Annotated in this window: 14 protein-coding genes; 9 read left to right on the top strand and 5 right to left on the bottom strand. The window is 60.5% G+C overall.

From position 1 onward, the window contains the following. Positions 1-117: 117 nt before the first annotated feature. From RIB87_RS10930 to RIB87_RS10910, 5 genes are all read left to right on the top strand, one after another. Complete coding sequence (locus RIB87_RS10930) at positions 118-1617, top strand: M16 family metallopeptidase (protein ID WP_350146486.1); 1500 nt, start codon at positions 118-120, stop codon at positions 1615-1617. Next, positions 1614-2972 (top strand): M16 family metallopeptidase, encoded by a 1359-nt coding sequence (locus RIB87_RS10925; protein ID WP_350146482.1) that lies wholly within the window; start codon positions 1614-1616, stop codon positions 2970-2972. Before RIB87_RS10930 ends, RIB87_RS10925 begins: the two co-directional genes overlap by 4 nt. A gap of 101 nt (positions 2973-3073) precedes the next feature. Next, positions 3074-4366 carry a phosphoglucose isomerase-related protein gene (locus RIB87_RS10920; protein ID WP_350146480.1) on the top strand — a complete coding sequence of 431 codons (1293 nt, stop codon included), beginning with the start codon at positions 3074-3076 and terminating at the stop codon, positions 4364-4366. A 5-nt stretch (positions 4367-4371) separates the two neighbouring features. Next, entirely contained in the window at positions 4372-6249 is a 1878-nt protein-coding gene (gene mutL, locus RIB87_RS10915; protein WP_350146478.1) for a DNA mismatch repair endonuclease MutL, read from the top strand. 17 nt (positions 6250-6266) lie between these two features. Continuing rightward, the gene (locus RIB87_RS10910) at positions 6267-6743 is read left to right on the top strand and encodes a hypothetical protein (RefSeq protein WP_350146476.1); all 477 of its coding nucleotides are present in this window, start codon (positions 6267-6269) and stop codon (positions 6741-6743) included. A 30-nt stretch (positions 6744-6773) separates the two neighbouring features. On the opposite strand, the gene rsmD is transcribed toward RIB87_RS10910, so the two are convergent. Beyond that, the gene (gene rsmD / locus RIB87_RS10905) at positions 6774-7349 is read right to left on the bottom strand and encodes a 16S rRNA (guanine(966)-N(2))-methyltransferase RsmD (RefSeq protein ID WP_350146474.1); all 576 of its coding nucleotides are present in this window, start codon (positions 7347-7349) and stop codon (positions 6774-6776) included. Then, positions 7324-8286 (bottom strand): pseudouridine synthase, encoded by a 963-nt coding sequence (locus RIB87_RS10900; protein WP_350146472.1) that lies wholly within the window; start codon positions 8284-8286, stop codon positions 7324-7326. Before RIB87_RS10900 ends, rsmD begins: the two co-directional genes overlap by 26 nt. Positions 8287-8396: 110 nt before the next feature. Between RIB87_RS10900 and RIB87_RS10895 the strand changes: the two genes are divergently transcribed. The 3 genes from RIB87_RS10895 to RIB87_RS10885 all read left to right on the top strand — a co-directional run bounded on the left by RIB87_RS10895 (position 8397) and on the right by RIB87_RS10885 (position 11025). Further along, entirely contained in the window at positions 8397-8861 is a 465-nt protein-coding gene (locus RIB87_RS10895; protein WP_350146470.1) for a nucleoside deaminase, read from the top strand. Positions 8862-8969: 108 nt separating this feature from the next. Further along, positions 8970-10208, top strand: coding sequence for an acyl-CoA dehydrogenase family protein (locus tag RIB87_RS10890; protein ID WP_350146468.1), 1239 nt, complete (start codon positions 8970-8972; stop codon positions 10206-10208). Positions 10209-10383: 175 nt separating this feature from the next. Next, entirely contained in the window at positions 10384-11025 is a 642-nt protein-coding gene (locus RIB87_RS10885; protein ID WP_350146466.1) for a glutathione S-transferase family protein, read from the top strand. A 38-nt stretch (positions 11026-11063) separates the two neighbouring features. Here the strand turns inward: RIB87_RS10885 and RIB87_RS10880 are convergent, their stop codons facing one another. Together RIB87_RS10880 and RIB87_RS10875 are read right to left on the bottom strand one after the other, a co-directional pair. Beyond that, positions 11064-12998, bottom strand: a complete 1935-nt coding sequence (locus RIB87_RS10880) for a sensor histidine kinase (RefSeq protein ID WP_350146464.1) — start codon at positions 12996-12998, stop codon at positions 11064-11066. A 127-nt stretch (positions 12999-13125) separates the two neighbouring features. After that, positions 13126-14166: a phosphotransferase gene (locus RIB87_RS10875; protein ID WP_350146462.1), complete on the bottom strand. Its 1041-nt coding sequence runs from the start codon at positions 14164-14166 to the stop codon at positions 13126-13128. A 183-nt stretch (positions 14167-14349) separates the two neighbouring features. Here RIB87_RS10875 and RIB87_RS10870 point away from each other — a divergent pair, with 183 nt between their 5' ends. Next, complete coding sequence (locus RIB87_RS10870; protein ID WP_350146460.1) at positions 14350-15720, top strand: mechanosensitive ion channel family protein; 1371 nt, start codon at positions 14350-14352, stop codon at positions 15718-15720. Here the strand turns inward: RIB87_RS10870 and RIB87_RS10865 are convergent. Further along, the gene (locus RIB87_RS10865) at positions 15717-16814 is read right to left on the bottom strand and encodes a phosphotransferase family protein (RefSeq protein WP_350146458.1); all 1098 of its coding nucleotides are present in this window, start codon (positions 16812-16814) and stop codon (positions 15717-15719) included. The genes RIB87_RS10870 and RIB87_RS10865 overlap by 4 nt on opposite strands. Between the last annotated feature and the right edge of the window lie 3 nt (positions 16815-16817).

The following is a 16817-nucleotide window of genomic DNA, read 5'->3' as shown; positions in this document are numbered from 1 at the left end:
CACCCATTTTTGAACCAGCGCTGCCCCGTGGCGGTAGTCGCATCTTCACGTTTGCGCCACACTCCCGCAGGATACTGAACTTGAATCTCTCCTATCCTCAACCGGACCTTTAGCCTCATGCGCTCAACGTTGCATCTGTCATCCGCCCTTATGCTTTGCCTTGCCATGCCCTTGCTTGTGGCCTGCGGTGAAGACACACCGGCCCCTGGCGACGATGCACAGGTGCCCGCAGTTGACGCTGTTCAGTCTGCGGCTGTTCAGTCTGCGGCTGTTCAGGATGCGCTTCCGCCGCAGCAATACGTGCCCCGTCCCGACGGCGAGGAGCGGGTGGTGGAGGCCACCGGCCAGCCGATCCCCGAAAGTTTCACTCTCGACAACGGTTTGCAGGTCGTCGTCATAGAGGATCGCCGCGCGCCTGTGGTCACCCATATGGTGTGGTATCGCGTCGGCTCTGCTGATGAACCGCGCGGCAAATCCGGCATAGCTCACTATCTTGAGCATCTGTTGTTCAAGGGCACTGAAAAGTTTCCCCAGGGTGAGTTCTCGGCCCTGGTTGCCCGCAATGGCGGCCGTGAAAACGCCTTCACTTCCTATGATTACACCGGCTATTTCCAGCGCGTGGCGCGGGACCGGCTGCCACTGGTGATGGAACTTGAAGCCGATCGCATGACCGGCATCGTCCTGACGCCTGAAAACACCCTGTCTGAGCGCGATGTCATTCTCGAAGAGCGGTCGGCACGGATCGAAAACGACCCCGGTGCCCTGTTGGCCGAGCAGATGAACGCGCTGCTTTACCTGTCGCATCCCTATGGCACGCCGATCATCGGCTGGGAGCACGAAATGGCCGCGCTGACCTATCAGGACGCGCTGGACTTTTACCGGACCTATTATGACCCCGCGAATGCCACGCTCATTGTGGCGGGCGACATCAATGCCGCGGAACTGTTTCCCCTCGCTGTTGAGTTTTATGGTGCTGTTCCCAGCAAAGGCGACATGCCTGATCGCGTGCGCCCGCAAGACCCGCCCCAGCGCGCGGCCCGCCGGGTGATCCTTGAAGACGCCCGCGTCGAGCAGCCTTACATGCGCCGCGCCTATCTTGCCCCCAGCTACGCCAATGGCGCGCCAGGCGAGGCAGAGGCTCTGGATGTGCTCAGTGAAATTATCGGCGGTGGTGCCACGGCCCGCATCTACAAGTCGCTGGTGGTCGATCAGAAAATCGCCGTCAATGCCAGCGGCTGGTACATGGGCTCATCACTGGATGATGGTTCTATCGGCTTTTTCGCCATTCCCGCAGAGGGCGTCAGCCTGGAGGCGGTGGAAGAAGCCATAGACGCTGAAATCGCCACGCTCATAGCTGATGGCGTTACGCCCGAAGAAGTGGAGCGTGCCCGGCGCACCCTGGTTGCGGACGCAATTTTTGCGCAGGACAGCCAGCAGACCATGGCGCGCTCTTATGGCGTTGCAGTCTCAACGGGCCTTACCGTTGAACAAGCCGCCACATGGCCCGATCGGGTGCTGGCCGTCACTGCAGAAGATGTCACCGCCGCCGCCCGAAAATATCTGCTCAAGGAGCGCTCGGTTACAGGCCTGCTGACACGCCCGGAGGAGCGCTCATGACCGCGCGCCGAACCCTGACTACTGCAACATTGCTTTGTGCGGCCCTGGCGCTGGCACTGTTTGTCACCATGCGGCCCGCGGCTGCATTTGAGATTGAGCCTGTCACCGGCCAAAGCGGCATCACGTCATGGCTGGTGTCGGAAGACGCTGTGCCCATCGTGGCGCTTGAGGTGTTGTTCCATGCAGGCTCTCATCTGGACCCTGAGGGAAAGGCGGGCCTAGCCGACATGACCGCCAACCTGATGACGGAAGGGGCGGGCGACCTCGACAGTCAGGCGTTTGCAGCGCGCCTGCGCGACCTCAACGTGTCGCTGTCTGTCTCGGCAGGTCGCGACACCATCCAGATTCAAATGCGAACCTTGTCGCAGAATGTCGAGGAAGCCTTCGAGCTGGTGCGCATGGCCCTGCTTGAACCGCGCTTTGATGATACGGCTATCGCGCGCGTGCGTGCCCAGTCGCTTGCGGGCCTTGCCCGTGACGCTGAAGACCCGGACACCGTGGCCTATCGCACGTTCTTTGCAGACGTATTTGCAGGTCACCCTTATGCGTCGTCGCCCTCCGGCACGCCTGACAGCATTGCGGCCATCACCGCCGACGACCTGCGGGCCTATGCAGCGCAGGCGTTTGCCCGCGACAACATCAGCGTCGCCGTTGTCGGTGACATTTCGGCGGATGCGCTTGGCCTGCTGATCGACAAGACGTTCAGTGCGCTGCCGGAAACAACACAGCGCAACGACCCCGCATCCGTTGCACCGCTGACGCCGGGCATCACGCTCGTTGAGCGGAATAATCCGCAGACTGTCATCGTGTTCGGCATGGATGGCATGACCCGTGATGATCCCGACTTCATCCCGGCCTTCGTGATGAACTATGTGCTGGGCGGGGGCAGTTTTGTCAGCCGCATGTTCAAGGAAGTGCGCGAGGAGCGCGGGCTGGTTTATTCGGTCTATACGTCGCTCTATCCGCTTTCGCATGGTGGACTGCTGCTTGGTTATCTGGCGTCCGGCAATGAGACCGCCGCACAGGCGCTGGATGTGGCGCGCGCGCAGATCGCAGCCGTTGCCAGCGATGGCATCACCGCTGAGGAACTGGACACAGCCAAGACCTTCCTGACCGGCTCTTATGCGTTGCGGTTTGACACCAGCAGTTCCATCGCCGGGCAGCTTGCCGCCATTCAGTTTGAAGACCTGGGCATTGACTATGTCGAGCGTCGCAACGCGCTGGTGGAAGCTGTGACCCTGGATGACATCACCCGCGCCGCAGCCCGGCTGCTGAACCCCGATGCCCTGCGCATTGTCGCCGTCGGCGCACCGCAAGGTCTGACGGCAACAGCCGAGCAGCCCTCGGCCAACTGATCCGGCATGGTGCCGGGCCTTTTGTATGCAGCCATGAGCTTTGCTACCGTTGCGGCAAGTGTTTGCCACGAGTCGCCCGCATAAAAAGGTGCTGTCACGCCATGTCGGCCCCCCTTCCCTTTGTTCAGAATGTTAGCGCCGTGATCGGTTCGGGCGGCCTCACGCAGGCACAGTTCGATGCCGCCCTTGAAGCGACCCGGCCCGCACTGGATGCCCTGCTTGAGCAACATGCGTCAGGCACCTTGCCCCTGCTCGCGCTTCCGGCCCGCCGCGATGATATTGAGGCAATGAACAGCATTGCCGCGCATCTGAAAAAAGACTCATCCGACATTGTTGTGCTGGGCATTGGCGGATCAAGCCTTGGTGCCAAGGCGCTGGCCCAACTCGCCTTCGATGCAACACCCGCGCGCTCCACTGCCGAGCCGCGCATCCACTTTTTTGAAAATCTCGACCCGTTCACCTATGAGCGCGCGCTTTCAGCGCTTGATCTTAAACGCACGCGCTTTTTGGTCGTCTCAAAGTCAGGCGGCACGGCTGAACCACTGATGCAGGCCAATGCCGCAAAAAACGCGCTTGAGGCTACCGGTGGTGGCGCGTATCTGGCGCAGCACTTCGCGGCGATTACCGAACCCACCGACAACGCCGTGCGCCGCTTTGCCCAAAGCATCGGCGCACCTGTCATCGATCATGAAACAGGCGTCGGCGGGCGGTTTTCGGTTCTTACCAATGTCGGCCTTGTGCCTGCCATGCTGATGGGGTTGGACGTTGTCGCAATCCGCGACGGTGCCGCGCGGGTGCTGGCCCCTGTTCTTGAAAACGCTGCCCCGCAAGACGTCGCACCGGCACTGGGGGCTGCCATGCAGGTAGCCCTCGCCGAACATGCCAACGCCGCCAGCAGCATCGTCCTCGCCTATTCCGACAGGCTTGAGCGCTTCGGTCTGTGGTACCGCCAGCTATGGGCTGAGAGCCTGGGCAAAGGCGGGCAGGGCACACTGCCTGCGACCGGCATCGGCCCGGTGGATCAGCACAGCCAGTTGCAGCTTTATCTGGCAGGTCCTGCTGACAAATCCTACACGGTGATGTCGGTGGCCAGTGCAGGCGCTGGTCCGCGCGTCACAACGGATGACCCGGCGCTTGCCTATCTCAACGGCAAGACCATTGGTGATCTGATGGATGCGGAATATCGCGCCACCGTTGAAACGCTCAAGAGCAACAACCGCCCGGTACGCACCATTGACGTGCCGGTGCTGGATGAAACCGCCATGGGCGCGCTGTTGATGCATTTCATGCTTGAAACCATCATTGCCGCCCACCTGATGGGTATTGACCCGTTTGACCAGCCTGCCGTTGAAGAGGGCAAGATCCTTGCCCGTGATTATCTGGGCAGGATGTAACGGCCATGCCAGCTCCCGCCGCGCCTGCGGTACATCAACCGCCCCGCATCCGCCTTCTGAGCGAAGGCACGGTCAACCGCATTGCTGCGGGTGAAGTGGTGGAGCGGCCCGCAAGCGCTGTGAAGGAGCTTTTGGAAAATGCGCTGGACGCCGGTGCCACCCGCATCGAGGTCACCATTTCGGCAGGCGGCAAGACACTGATTGCCGTTGATGACGACGGCTGCGGCATGTCCGCCGAAGAATTGTCGCTGGCTGTGCAGCGCCACGCCACCTCAAAACTTGCCGTGGATGCGGCGGGTACAGAAGACCTCGTGCATATTCAAAGCCTTGGCTTTCGCGGTGAGGCGCTGCCGTCCATCGGTGCCGTTGCGCGCCTTGGCATCGTCTCACGCGCGGCGGGCAACGAGGGCTGTGCGCTGCGGGTTGAAGGCGGCACTGTCACCGGCCCCAAGGCTGCATCCGCCGCGCCGGGCACGCGCATCGAAGTGCGCGACCTGTTTTATGCTACGCCCGCCCGCCTCAAGTTTCTGAAGTCGGATCGCGCTGAATCCCAGGCTGTTGGTGATGTGATGAAACGCCTCGCCATGGCGCATCCGCGCGTTGCGTTTTCATTGACCAGCGATGGTCGTGCGTCCCTGCGGCTGGAGGCTGAAACCAACGCAGACGACGAGCAGGCACAGCTTGCGCGGCTGGCGCGCATTCTGGGCCGTGATTTCAGTGACAACGTGATGCCCGTCGGGATTGCACGCGAGAGCGTGTCCATTACGGGTCATGCGGGCCTGCCCACCTACAACCGCGGCAACGCGCAGGCGCAATATCTGTTCGTCAACGGCAGGCCGGTGCGCGACAAGCTGCTGGCAGGCGCTGTGCGGGGTGCCTACGCGGATTTTCTGGCCCGCGACAGGCATCCGGTCTTGGCGCTGTTCGTGGAGGCCGACCCTGCGCTGGTGGATGTGAATGTGCACCCGGCCAAGGCCGAAGTCCGGTTCCGCGACCCCGGCCTTGTGCGCGCCCTCATCGTCAAGAGCCTGCGCATGGCGCTGGACGCTGCCGGTCATCGCGCTTCCACCACCGTCGCCGGTGCTGCGCTCTCAGCATTTCAGCCCGGCGGCTTTCAGCCACCCCCGCAACGCCACCTCATGGAGCTCGCGGCCCGCGCTTTTGAGCCGGCCCGTGCTTTTGAACCGGGAAGCGCCGCACAACCCGGACTCGCTGAAACCCCGCCGCTGCCGTCGCGCGATTACGCAGGCTTCGACCAGCCCGCCGCCCGCGTTGAACAGCCCACTCATGACGAGTTGATGGACCGCCCGCTGGGCGCAGCGCGTGGCCAGCTCCACCTCACATACATCGTGTCTGAAACCCGCGATGGTCTGGTACTGGTGGACCAACATGCCGCCCACGAACGGCTGGTGCATGAACGCATGAAAAAAGCGCTGGCGGCCAGCGGCATCAAACGTCAGGCGCTTCTGGTGCCCGAAGTGGTGGAACTGGGGAGCGACGAAGCCGCAGCGCTGGCCGACCGTTCAGACGAATTGGCAGAGCTGGGCCTTATCATTGAGCCGTTCGGCGACGGCACCATCATTGTCCGCGAAACACCCGCCATGCTCGGCGACGCAGATATTCAGGGCCTCATCAAAGACCTCGCCGACGAAGTGTCCGACCTTGGGCAGGCGCTGTCCCTGAAAGAACGCCTCGACGAAGTTTCAGGCACCATGGCCTGCCACGGCTCCGTGCGCGCCGGCCGCCGCCTGACGGCCGACGAAATGAACGCCCTGCTGCGCGAAATGGAAGTGACGCCGCACTCCGGCCAGTGCAACCACGGGCGGCCAACTTATGTAACGCTCAGCCTGCCAGACATCGAAAAACTGTTTGGGAGGCGGTAGCCAAGTTCGCCATGCGCATGACGCTCACCACCACACTAGATTGCCCATTAGAGACGGCCTGGTCACAGGTTCAACGGCTGGCGCTCTTGCAGCATGTGGCGTGGCCGCTGATACGGTTCACATTCCAGGAGCCCAATACCCCGCCATTGCGTTGGCGCGAGGGGCGCTACCGTGTCGGCATGTGGAGCTTCGGAGTTATCCCGCTGGGCAGTCAGTGGATTGTCATTGAATATCCTGATGGGCTGTCTATCGCCGATGGTAAGGCCACGTTGCGCGATAACGGTTCAAGCAGGTTCATAAGACAGTGGGACCACTGGATGATTTTTGAAGACATCGGCAACGGTCAAACCCGATATACGGACCGCCTTGATGTGCGCGCCGGAGTGCTGACGCCGGGTGTCTGGTTATTTGCCCGCATGTTCTATGGGCACAGACAACGCCGCTGGCAGGGTCTGGTAGCAACAGGTTTCAAGACGCTGGAACCCGGCGGGTAACAGCAGCGCGTGCGGGGGCCTTACCAAACCTTAGGGTCTGGTGGTGACCTGCATCACGACAACCTGCGTGTCGCCGTAAGCCCGCCGGTCAAGTTCATCAAAACCGTCCGGGCACGGCACAGTTGCGGATGTTGCTTCTTCCAGAATGCAGACGGCACCATCAGCGAGCCATCCGCCCGCCAATGCTTCGGCCAGCGCTTTTTCGCCCATGCCCTTGCCATATGGCGGATCGCAGAAGGCCAACATAAACGGCGGGCCGACGGAACCGCCACGGGGCCCGAGTTTCGTCGCGTCGCGGCGATAGAGTTTTATGCGGCCGGTCTCGCCCAGTGTTTCTGCGTTGTCGCGGATGAGGCCACGGCTTTGCGGGTGGTCGTCCACAAACAGCGCGAAGGAGGCCCCGCGCGACAGGGCCTCAAGGCCCAGTGCACCGGTGCCGGCAAACAGGTCCAGCACGCGCGCGCCTTCCAGCGACCAGCCGTCAAAATCGCCATGCGCCAGAATGTTGAAAATGGCTTCGCGCGTGCGATCTGATGTAGGGCGCACGCGGGCGTCTTTGGGGGCCTTGAGCGGACGGCCCTTATGGGTTCCGCCGACGATGCGCACTTGGCTTGCCTTTGGTAGGGCCGGGTTTGGTAGGGCCGGGTTTGGTGCGGGCAGGTTTGTTTAGTCTGGGTTTGTTCGGCTTGGGCTTGTCGCGCGGTTTTGCCTTGGCCCATGTGGCGGGTTTCCTGGGCCTGGGTGGTTGCCGGACGGTGCCGTCATCAGCCATTTCAGCTTTGGGGCCGCGTCCCATCTGGTCACGCAGCACGCGCCCTGGCACTTCCTGCACAGCGCCCGGCGGCAGGTCAGCCAGTTCAAACGGCCCGTAGGAGAGACGGATAAGCCGGTTCACTTCCACGTCCACAGCACCAAGCACCCGGCGGATTTCGCGGTTCTTGCCTTCGCGCAATCCAATCGTCAGCCACTGGTTTGTGCCACCCGACGATTGCTCGTCGCGGCTGACATTCATTTCGCCATAGCGAACGCCGTCAACTTCTATGCCTGATTTCAGTTTGGCGATCACACCATCGCTCACATTGCCGCGTGCCCGCACCCGGTAGCGTCGCAGCCAGCCTGTGGCCGGCAGTTCGAGCTGGCGTGCCAGTTCGCCGTCATTGGTCAGCAGCAGCAGGCCTTCCGACGCGATGTCGAGACGACCGACCGAAATCACCCGCGGCAGATCAGACGGCAGCTTGTCAAAAACCGTTGGTCGGCCTTCGGGATCTTTTGCCGTCGTTACCAGTCCTTCGGGCTTGTGATAGCGCCAGACACGGGTTTCTTCAGGCTTTTGCACTTCCTTGCCATCCACCCGGATCAGGTTGCCGCTGGCGACCTTGAACGCGGGCGTCGTGAGCCTGGTGCCGTCCACCTGCACACGACCTTCCTCAATCAGCTTTTCAGCATCGCGCCGCGAACAGATGCCCGCGCGCGCCAGATATTTGGCAATGCGCTCCCCACCGGGGGGAAACTCAAGACGGTTTTTGTCAGATGGCTCACTCATGGCCATGGTCACTAGCAGATGCGCGGGCCGCACGCGAGCATCATGCATGCCCGGCGCGATGCATCTTGAAGTATTGACGCGGGCCGTTTGCTGCGGGCACCGTGCCGCCGATGAACACTCCCTCCTTCATGGATATGGCCTACGAAGAAGCGCAAGCCGCCGCTGCCCGTGGCGAGGTGCCGGTCGGCGCCGTCATCGTGTCGCCGCAGGGGCAGGTGATTGCGCGCGCGGGTAACCGCACCGTGGCAGACACCGACCCCACGGCTCATGCCGAGATTGTGGCCCTGCGCGCTGCCTGCTTGGCGCTGGGGTCTCAGCGGCTTGTTGGCTGCGATCTTTACGTCACGCTCGAGCCGTGCCCGATGTGCGCGGCCGCTATTTCGTTTGCCCGCATCCGCAGGCTTTATTTTGGCGCAGATGACCCCAAGAGCGGTGGCGTTGAACACGGCGCGCGGGTGTTTTCCCGCGACACCTGCCACCATGCCCCGGAAGTGTATGGCGGAATGGATGCAGCCCGGTCGACGGCTCTTTTACAGGCGTTTTTTGCCGGCAGGCGCGATGGCGGCGATGCCTGAAAACCCCGCGTCAAAGCAGGAGGTGACGGCGGCCCGCCTAGGGGTTAGAGTCGCGCCCGAAACCACCCATTTCGCCATAAACGTGACAAAACAAGAGGAAACCCAGCTATGGATTTTGAACATTCCGACAAGGTGAAAGAGCTTATTGCCCGCCTTGAGCGCTTCATGGATGAGTACATTTATCCAAATGAAGCCACGTATGACGCTCAGATGGAGGCCTTCCGCAAGGAGGGTAACCCCTGGCAGGTGCCGCAGATTCTTGAAGATCTGAAACCCAAGGCACGTGAAGCCGGGCTGTGGAACCTGTTCCTGCCGAACTCCGAGCTTGGCGGCGGCACCAACAACCTGGAATACGCACCTCTGTGCGAAATCATGGGTCGTGTTGGCTGGGCATCAGAAGTCTTCAACTGTTCAGCGCCCGACACGGGCAACATGGAAGTGTTCGAGCGCTATGCCTCCGAAGAGCTGAAGGAAAAATACCTCAAGCCGCTTCTGGCAGGTGAAATCCGCTCAGCCTTTCTGATGACCGAGCCTGCGGTCGCGTCATCCGACGCCACCAACATCGAAACCAGCATCGTGCGCGATGGCGACGAATACGTCATCAATGGCCGCAAGTGGTGGTCGTCAGGGTTGGGCGATCCGCGCTGCGTCGTTGCCATTGTGATGGGCAAGACTGATCCGGGTGCGGACAGCTACCGTCAGCAGTCCCAGATCATTGTGCCGATGGATGCGCCGGGCATTGAAATCGTCCGTATGCTTCCCGTGTTCGGCTATGATGATGCGCCGCATGGCCACGCTGAAGTCATTCTCAAGGATGTGCGCGTGCCTGCAGGCAACCTCATTCTGGGTGAAGGTCGCGGTTTTGAAATTGCTCAGGGTCGCCTCGGGCCGGGCCGCATTCACCACTGCATGCGTACCATCGGTGTGGCGGAACGCTGCCTTGAAAAGATGGTCAAGCGTCTGCTGACCCGTGAGGCGTTTGGCAAAACCATTGCCGAGCATTCCGTATGGGAACAGCGCGTGGCTGAGGCCCGCACCAATATCGAGATGACCCGGCTGCTCACCCTCAAGGCGGCTGACATGATGGACAAGGTCGGCAACAAGGTTGCCCGTGCCGAGATCGCCATGATCAAGGTTGCCGGGCCGCGCATTGCGTTGCAGGTCATTGATGATGCCATTCAGGCCCATGGTGGCGGTGGCGTGACCAGCGACTTTGGCCTTGCCAAAGCGTATTCGGGCATCCGCACCCTGCGCCTTGCTGATGGGCCCGATGAGGTTCACAACCGCACCATCGCGCGGCTTGAATACAAAAAACACATGGAGCAACTGCGCGCCGCTGCCGAGTAGCAGTGTCGTGATTGCTCGACGTGTCTAGTTGTTAAGCTGGCGGCCCGGCACCATATGGTGTCCGGGCCGTTCGCCTGTTGGCCCAAGCCTAAACCTCATCCAGCGACTTGGCCGCCTGAGGTGACACGAAAAACAAAACCGCCCCGGCAAGGCCGGAGCCGGAGGAAACACGCCAATGAAACTCTACAACAACGATCTGTCGCCGTTTTCCGCGCGCTGCCGCATGATGCTTTACGCAAAGGGCATCGATGTTGAGATGATTGATCCGTTCACGCAGCTTGAACCGGAGGCGTTTAGGGCGCTGACACCGCTGGCCAAGGTGCCAACCCTTGAACTCGACGATGGCTGGGTGCTGCCTGAATCCGAAACCATCTGCGAATATCTTGAAGAAATCTATCCCGAACCGTCGCTGCTGCCGTCTGACCCCAAGCAGCGCGCCATGGTTCGCCTGATGGGCCGCATCGGCGATCTTTATCTGCTTGATCCGCTGACGACATTGTTTGGCAACATTGACCCTGGCGTCCGCAACAAAGACGAGGTGGAGACAGCGTTTGCGCGTCTTGAAACGGCGCTTGGCTGGCTCAATCATTATCTTGACGGGTCGGGCCATGCTGTGGGCGGCAAGCTGTCGCTTGCTGACTGTGCCCTTGTGCCGATCCTGTTTTTTGTCCGCCGCATTCCGGATTTTTTTGGCCGCTCCGGTTGTCTGCTGGACAATCAGCCAGACGCGACAGCCTATTGGCGTGGCATCTTTGCCGAACCGTCAGTAGAGCGGGTCTATGCTGAAATGGACAGTGCGCTCAAGAATATGAACTAGCGCGGATCAAACCAGCGAAGGGCGCACACCGCTGCTGATCAGGAACTGTGCAGCACGGTCGATGCTGCAGGTTTTGCCAGCGGCAGGGTGATGGTCGCAACCGTGCCCTCGCCGGGCTTGCTGGTGAGGGAGAATGTGCCGTCCTGCAGTTCCACAAGGGCGCGCACGAGGGGCAGTCCAAGTCCTGTTCCCTGACTTGCAAGCTCGGCGTGGCGCACCACCTGCTCGAACGGGTGCAACACCCGCTCCAGATCTTCAGCTTCAATCCCCACGCCGGTATCCGCGATGGATATGGCAATGCGCCCGGTGTCCAGTGACCGCGCGCTGACTGTAATGCGGCCGCCTGCCGGGGTGAACTTCACCGCATTGGACAGCAGGTTGATGGTGACCTGGGTGAGCGCGCGTTCATCTGCCCATGCGTTGCATCCCTCGGCGCCCTCAAGGTCCAGTATCAGGTCAAGCTCGCCTTCTCGCAGGCGGGTTTGCACCATGCGGGTGGCTTTTTGAAGCGCTGTGCCGACAGACACGTCTTCAAGCGCCAGGTCATACTTGCCGGCTTCGATCTTCGACATATCCAGAATATCGCCGATCAGTGACAACAGATGCGCGCCACTTTCGTGGATCATGCCGGCATATTCCTCATACTGAGGAACGCCAATCGGGCCGAATACCTGCTGTGTCATCATTTCGGAAAAACCCAGAATGGCATTCAGTGGAGTGCGCAGTTCGTGGCTCATATTTGCAAGAAAGCGTGACTTGGTGAGGCTTGCCTGCTCAGCACGCTCACGGGCCATCATCAGATCCTGCTCGTGTTTTTTCTGCGCGGTGACGTCACGTGTACATGCAACAAACCCATCGCTTTCACCGTCAGCACCAAACAGCGGGCTCATGGCTGATTCAAGCCACAGATACTCGCCACTGCGCGACATCATGCGAAACGATACGCGCTTGGTCTGGCCGGTGAGATGCATACTGTCAATCTCGGCGGTCACGCGGGCCAGGTCTTCGGGGTGCATCAGCGCGTCAGATTTGTGGCCGATACATTCCTCCGGCTTGAAACTCATCACGCGCTCAACCGATGGCGAGATATAGGCAACAACACCGTCGCGAGTGTAACGGGCGATAGCGTCTGTTGAGTGTTCCGCAAGCAGCCTGAACTCCTGTTCTGACTGCTGGATAACGTCATTGGCCTCCTGCAGAGCGGTCACGTCCTGCGTGATGCCGACAATAGAGGTGGCATCGCCGCTGCCGTCACGCTCGACATGGCCCATCAACATCACGCGGCGATCGTCGCCATCAGCGTGGCGCATGGAAACAATGCGGTTGAAAGACGCGCCGCTGGTCAGCGCCTCCATCACTTCGGTGATAACGACCGCCTGATCCGCAGGCGGCAAAAGGTCGAGTGTCCACGCCATATCGGTTGGCATATCGCTGCGGTTGAGGCCAAGCATGGCATACATGCCGTCAGACCAGTACGGCCCGGGCGCATTCTTGTCCCAGCGCCAGTGCCCAAACTTGACAGCGATTTCCGCCCGGCTGATTTCCTCCTCGCGCCGTTTTTGGGCGGTCACGTCGCGCGACACCATGACAATGCCACCGACGCGCGGGTCATCCACCAGGTTGACCGCATGGGTCTGCATCCACATCCAGTCACCGTCCGCAGATCTCATGCGGTGGTCAGGAAGCTGTTTGCGACCGCCTTGCTGGCCCAGTGCGATGAAGGCTTCAACGACATGGGGATAGTCATCGGGGTGGAAAACACTCTCCGGCAGTTCGTTGGTGGTACCAGGAATAATGCCGAAGGTGCGGGTTGCATTCGGGCTGGAGTAAATGAACTTCCCGTCAGGCGAAATCACCGAGATCATGTCCGCGGCATTTTCCACCACGGCATGAAAAAAGGCGTCCGAGAGCGCGCCGGTTGTCGGCACGTCGTCCTGCGACTGTCGCTCTTTACTAGGTATCCCGCTTGGCATTGTTCTGGTTCACAACAGTTGCCCATTAGCGGTACAGTCTGCACGTCAGTCGTTAACATCCCGTAGGCAAACGCTTTTCGCAGGTGCAGCAAAAAGAGCGTCGCGGAAAACAGCCGGATTTTGGCCGTCAGGTCGTGAGTTGAACAATCCGCCAGGCTTCGTCCGACAGCATATGGGCAACGTTGCCGTGCTGCGTGGCCTTTTCAGAGCTGGCATTGCCGTCGAGCCCGCGCTTGTAAACGCCCTGCGCAATGGAAGCGAGGCGGAAAATCGAGAAACCCACGTAAAACGGCCAGTTTTCAATGCCGTCTCTCCCGACGCGCCTGCTGTATGCGGCCACGTAGTCAGCCTCGCGCGGAATACCGGACGCTGCATAATCAATGCGCGTCAGCGAGCCCATGGTGGGGCTGTCGATGTGATAAAGCATCGAGTTATAGCCAAGGTCTGCCAACGGGTGGCCGATGGTTGAAAGCTCCCAGTCCAGCACCGCAATCATTCTGGGCTCGGTTGGATGAAACATTGTGTTCTCCAGCCGGTAGTCGCCATGGGCGATGGAGACCGATGGTTCGTCCGGCACATGCTGCGGCATCCATGCAATGAGATTTTCCATCGCCTCAATCGTTTCGGTTTGGGCGGCGCGATACTGCTTGATCCATCGGGCGATCTGCCGGTCGAAGTAGTTTCCCGGCCGTCCGTAGTTGCCAAGGCCGACAGCCTCATGATCCACCTTGTGAAGTTCGGCCATTACGCGGTTCATTTCGTCATAGATCGCGGCCTGATCGTCCGCGCTCATGCCCGGCAGTGTCGGGTCGCGGAAAACGCGGCCCTCAAGGTTTTCCATGATGTAAAAGCTGGTGCCCACCACGCTGTCATCTTCGCATAGTGCATACATACGCGGCACCGGCACGGGTGTATCCGCCAGCGCCCGCATTACCGTGTATTCGCGGTCAACCGCGTGGGCGCTTGCCAGAAGCTGGCCGGGTGGCTTTTTGCGCATCACATATTTGCGCGCCGGTGTGATGAGTTGAAAGGTCGGATTGGACTGCCCGCCCTGAAACTGTTTGACCCGCAGCGGTCCGGCGAAGCCATCCACATTGGCACGGCACCAGTGTTCAAGCGCTGTTTCGTCGAACTTGTGGCGCTCAAGTACGTCAATGGTTTCAGACATTGCGGGCCTCGTATTTTGGGGTCAGTTCTCAAATGGCAAATATGCCGTGTGTCTAGCATCCCGGCGACGCGGCGCACATAGCTGCATTCCCGCCTCCCTCGACACCCCCCTCGCCACCCCCTCGACAGGACGCATCGGCAATGCTGCAATGCTGCAATGTATCAAACGCCGCAGACGCCAGCCGTGCCAGACCTTGCCGAGGCAGCCGACGAAGCGGCTGGTCGTGTCAGTGACATCTGGCAGCAGTTACAGGCCTGGATTGCGTCTGACGTGGCAACCACAGATACCGCCATACAGGCCGGTCTCCTCATCTTCATTGCGGTTGCCGCTGTGTACACGGGCAGGAGCGCAGCCCCGCTGATCGCCCGGTTGGTTGCCCGCAGCGCCGGACGTGCCTGGTTACACGCGCGGGTGGACAAGCTCGGCGGTCTTGTTGCGCCGGCCTGTGCGCTGACACTCACATGGGTGGCGTCGGCCGTGCTTGCTGCTGCCGGCTACGCCACCAACCTGTTGGGCATTGCGTCCAGCCTGCTGGTGGCGTGGCTGCTTATCAGGCTTATCACAACGCTGACGCGTTCCAACGGGCTCACTCGTTTTGCTGGTGCCATCATCTGGTTTGTGGCGGCGCTCGCCATTGTGGGCTGGCTCAATCCGTTGATTGCCGCAATGGATGCATTGGCCTTCACAGCGGGCGAGATGCGCATTTCACTGCTGACGGTTGTCAACGGCATCGTGCTGGTCGGGGCGCTTGTCTGGGTGGCAGTGGTTTTTTCAACCCTTCTGGAAACGCAGTTGCGGCGTATAGAAGGCGTGACGCCTGCCGCGCGCGTGCTGGTGGGCAAGGTGCTGCGCATCGGCTTCCTGACCGTTGCCGTGCTTGTGGGCCTGACCTCAATCGGTATTGATTTTACCGCTGTCGCCGTGTTTTCCGGTGCCATTGGCGTGGGCATCGGCTTTGGCCTGCAAAAGGTTGTGTCCAACCTCATCAGCGGCATCATCCTGCTGCTTGATCGCTCAATCAAACCCGGCGATGTGATTGAGATCGGTGAAGCCTATGGGTGGATTTCAAAACTGGGTGCGCGCTACGCAGCGATTGTGACCCGCGATGGCAAAGAGTACCTGATCCCCAACGAAGATCTTATCACCCAGCAGGTCATCAACTGGTCGTTTTCCAACCGCGCGGTGCGTTTAAAAATAGGCGTTGGTGTCAGCTATCAGTCTGATGTGCGTAAGGCGCTCGATCTGATGATGCGTGCTGCTGAGGAAAATGCGCGCGTGCTGAAAACCCCGCCGCCGGCCACACGCCTCATGGGATTTGGTGACAGTTCCGTGGACCTTGAACTGCGCATCTGGGTCAACGATCCCGAAGCAGGTGTGGTCAATGTGGCCAGTGACGTGCGGCTGGCGATCTGGGACATGTTCCACGACAACGGCATTGAGTTCCCGTTCCCGCAGCGCGACCTGCACATAACATCCGCAGACGGACTGCGAGACGCTATGCGCGAAGTCATGGCGAAGCAGGGTGAGAAGCCGCAAAATCAGCGGTCGGACTAAACCGCGCCTGCCTTTTGTGCATAGAGCCAGCCTTCTTCTGCCAGCGGTGCCACATTTGCAGCCATTGTCTTGGCGTGGTCGCTGGCGGCGGTTCCATCACGAACGCGGCCTGCAATGCCCTGCAAAATGCCCGCAAGGCGCATGAAATTGTAGGCGTAATAAAAGTCGAGATTGTCGATCCCGTCGCGTCCCGTACGATCGCAATAGGCTTTGACATAATCGTCAAAGCTGGGAATGCCCAGCGCGGCAAGGTCGTGGTCCTTGAGCGAGCCGGTGCCGCCGCCGGTTCCCGCACCCGGCATTTTCCATTGCATGGTGTGATAGGTGAAATCGCCCAGCGGGTGGCCCAGCGTGCACAACTCCCAGTCCAGTACCGCCAGCACGCGTGGTTCGGTGGGGTGCAGCACCATGTTGTCCAGCCGGTAATCGCCGTGAACAATCGAGTTGGAGTCTTCTTCGGGGATGTTGCCCGGCAGCCATTCCATCAACTTGTTCATTGCCGGGATGTCCTGCGTCTCGCTGGCTACATACTGCTTCGACCAGCGCGAAATCTGGCGGGCAAAATAGTTGCCCGGCTTGCCGAAGTCGCCAAGGCCAATGGCCTCGTAATCAATCATGTGCAGTTTGGCGATGGTCTCGTTCATGGCGTCATAGATTTTGCCACGATTTTCCTTGCTCTCCTGAGGCAACAGCGCCTCCCACAAAATGCGCCCCTCGACCATTTCCATGACATAGAACATGGTGCCGATCACGCTTTCGTCCTCGCACAGCGCATAGGCCTGCGGCACGGGAAAGTCGGTGGCGTTGAGCGCTGAAATGGCTTTGTATTCGCGGTCAACGGCATGCGCTGACGGCAGCAGTTTGCCCGGCGGCTTGCGGCGCAGCACATATTTTTTCTTTGGTGTCACAATCTGGTAGGTGGGATTTGATTGCCCGCCCTTGAACTCGCGCACTTCCAGGGGGCCTTCAAAGCCTTCCACTGCGTCCGCCATATAGGCGTGCAGCTTGCTTTCATCAAAGCGGTGGGTCTCTGCTACATCCTTGGTGCCGGAGAACATCTCCTGGCGGTCATCCGCCGGTGCCGCGTCGCTCATCGT

Source organism: Pyruvatibacter sp. (genome assembly GCF_040219635.1).
GTDB lineage: Bacteria > Pseudomonadota > Alphaproteobacteria > CGMCC-115125 > CGMCC-115125 > Pyruvatibacter.
The sequence above is the reverse complement of the archived record's forward strand: the minus strand, read 5'-3'. Positions and strand labels throughout refer to the sequence as shown.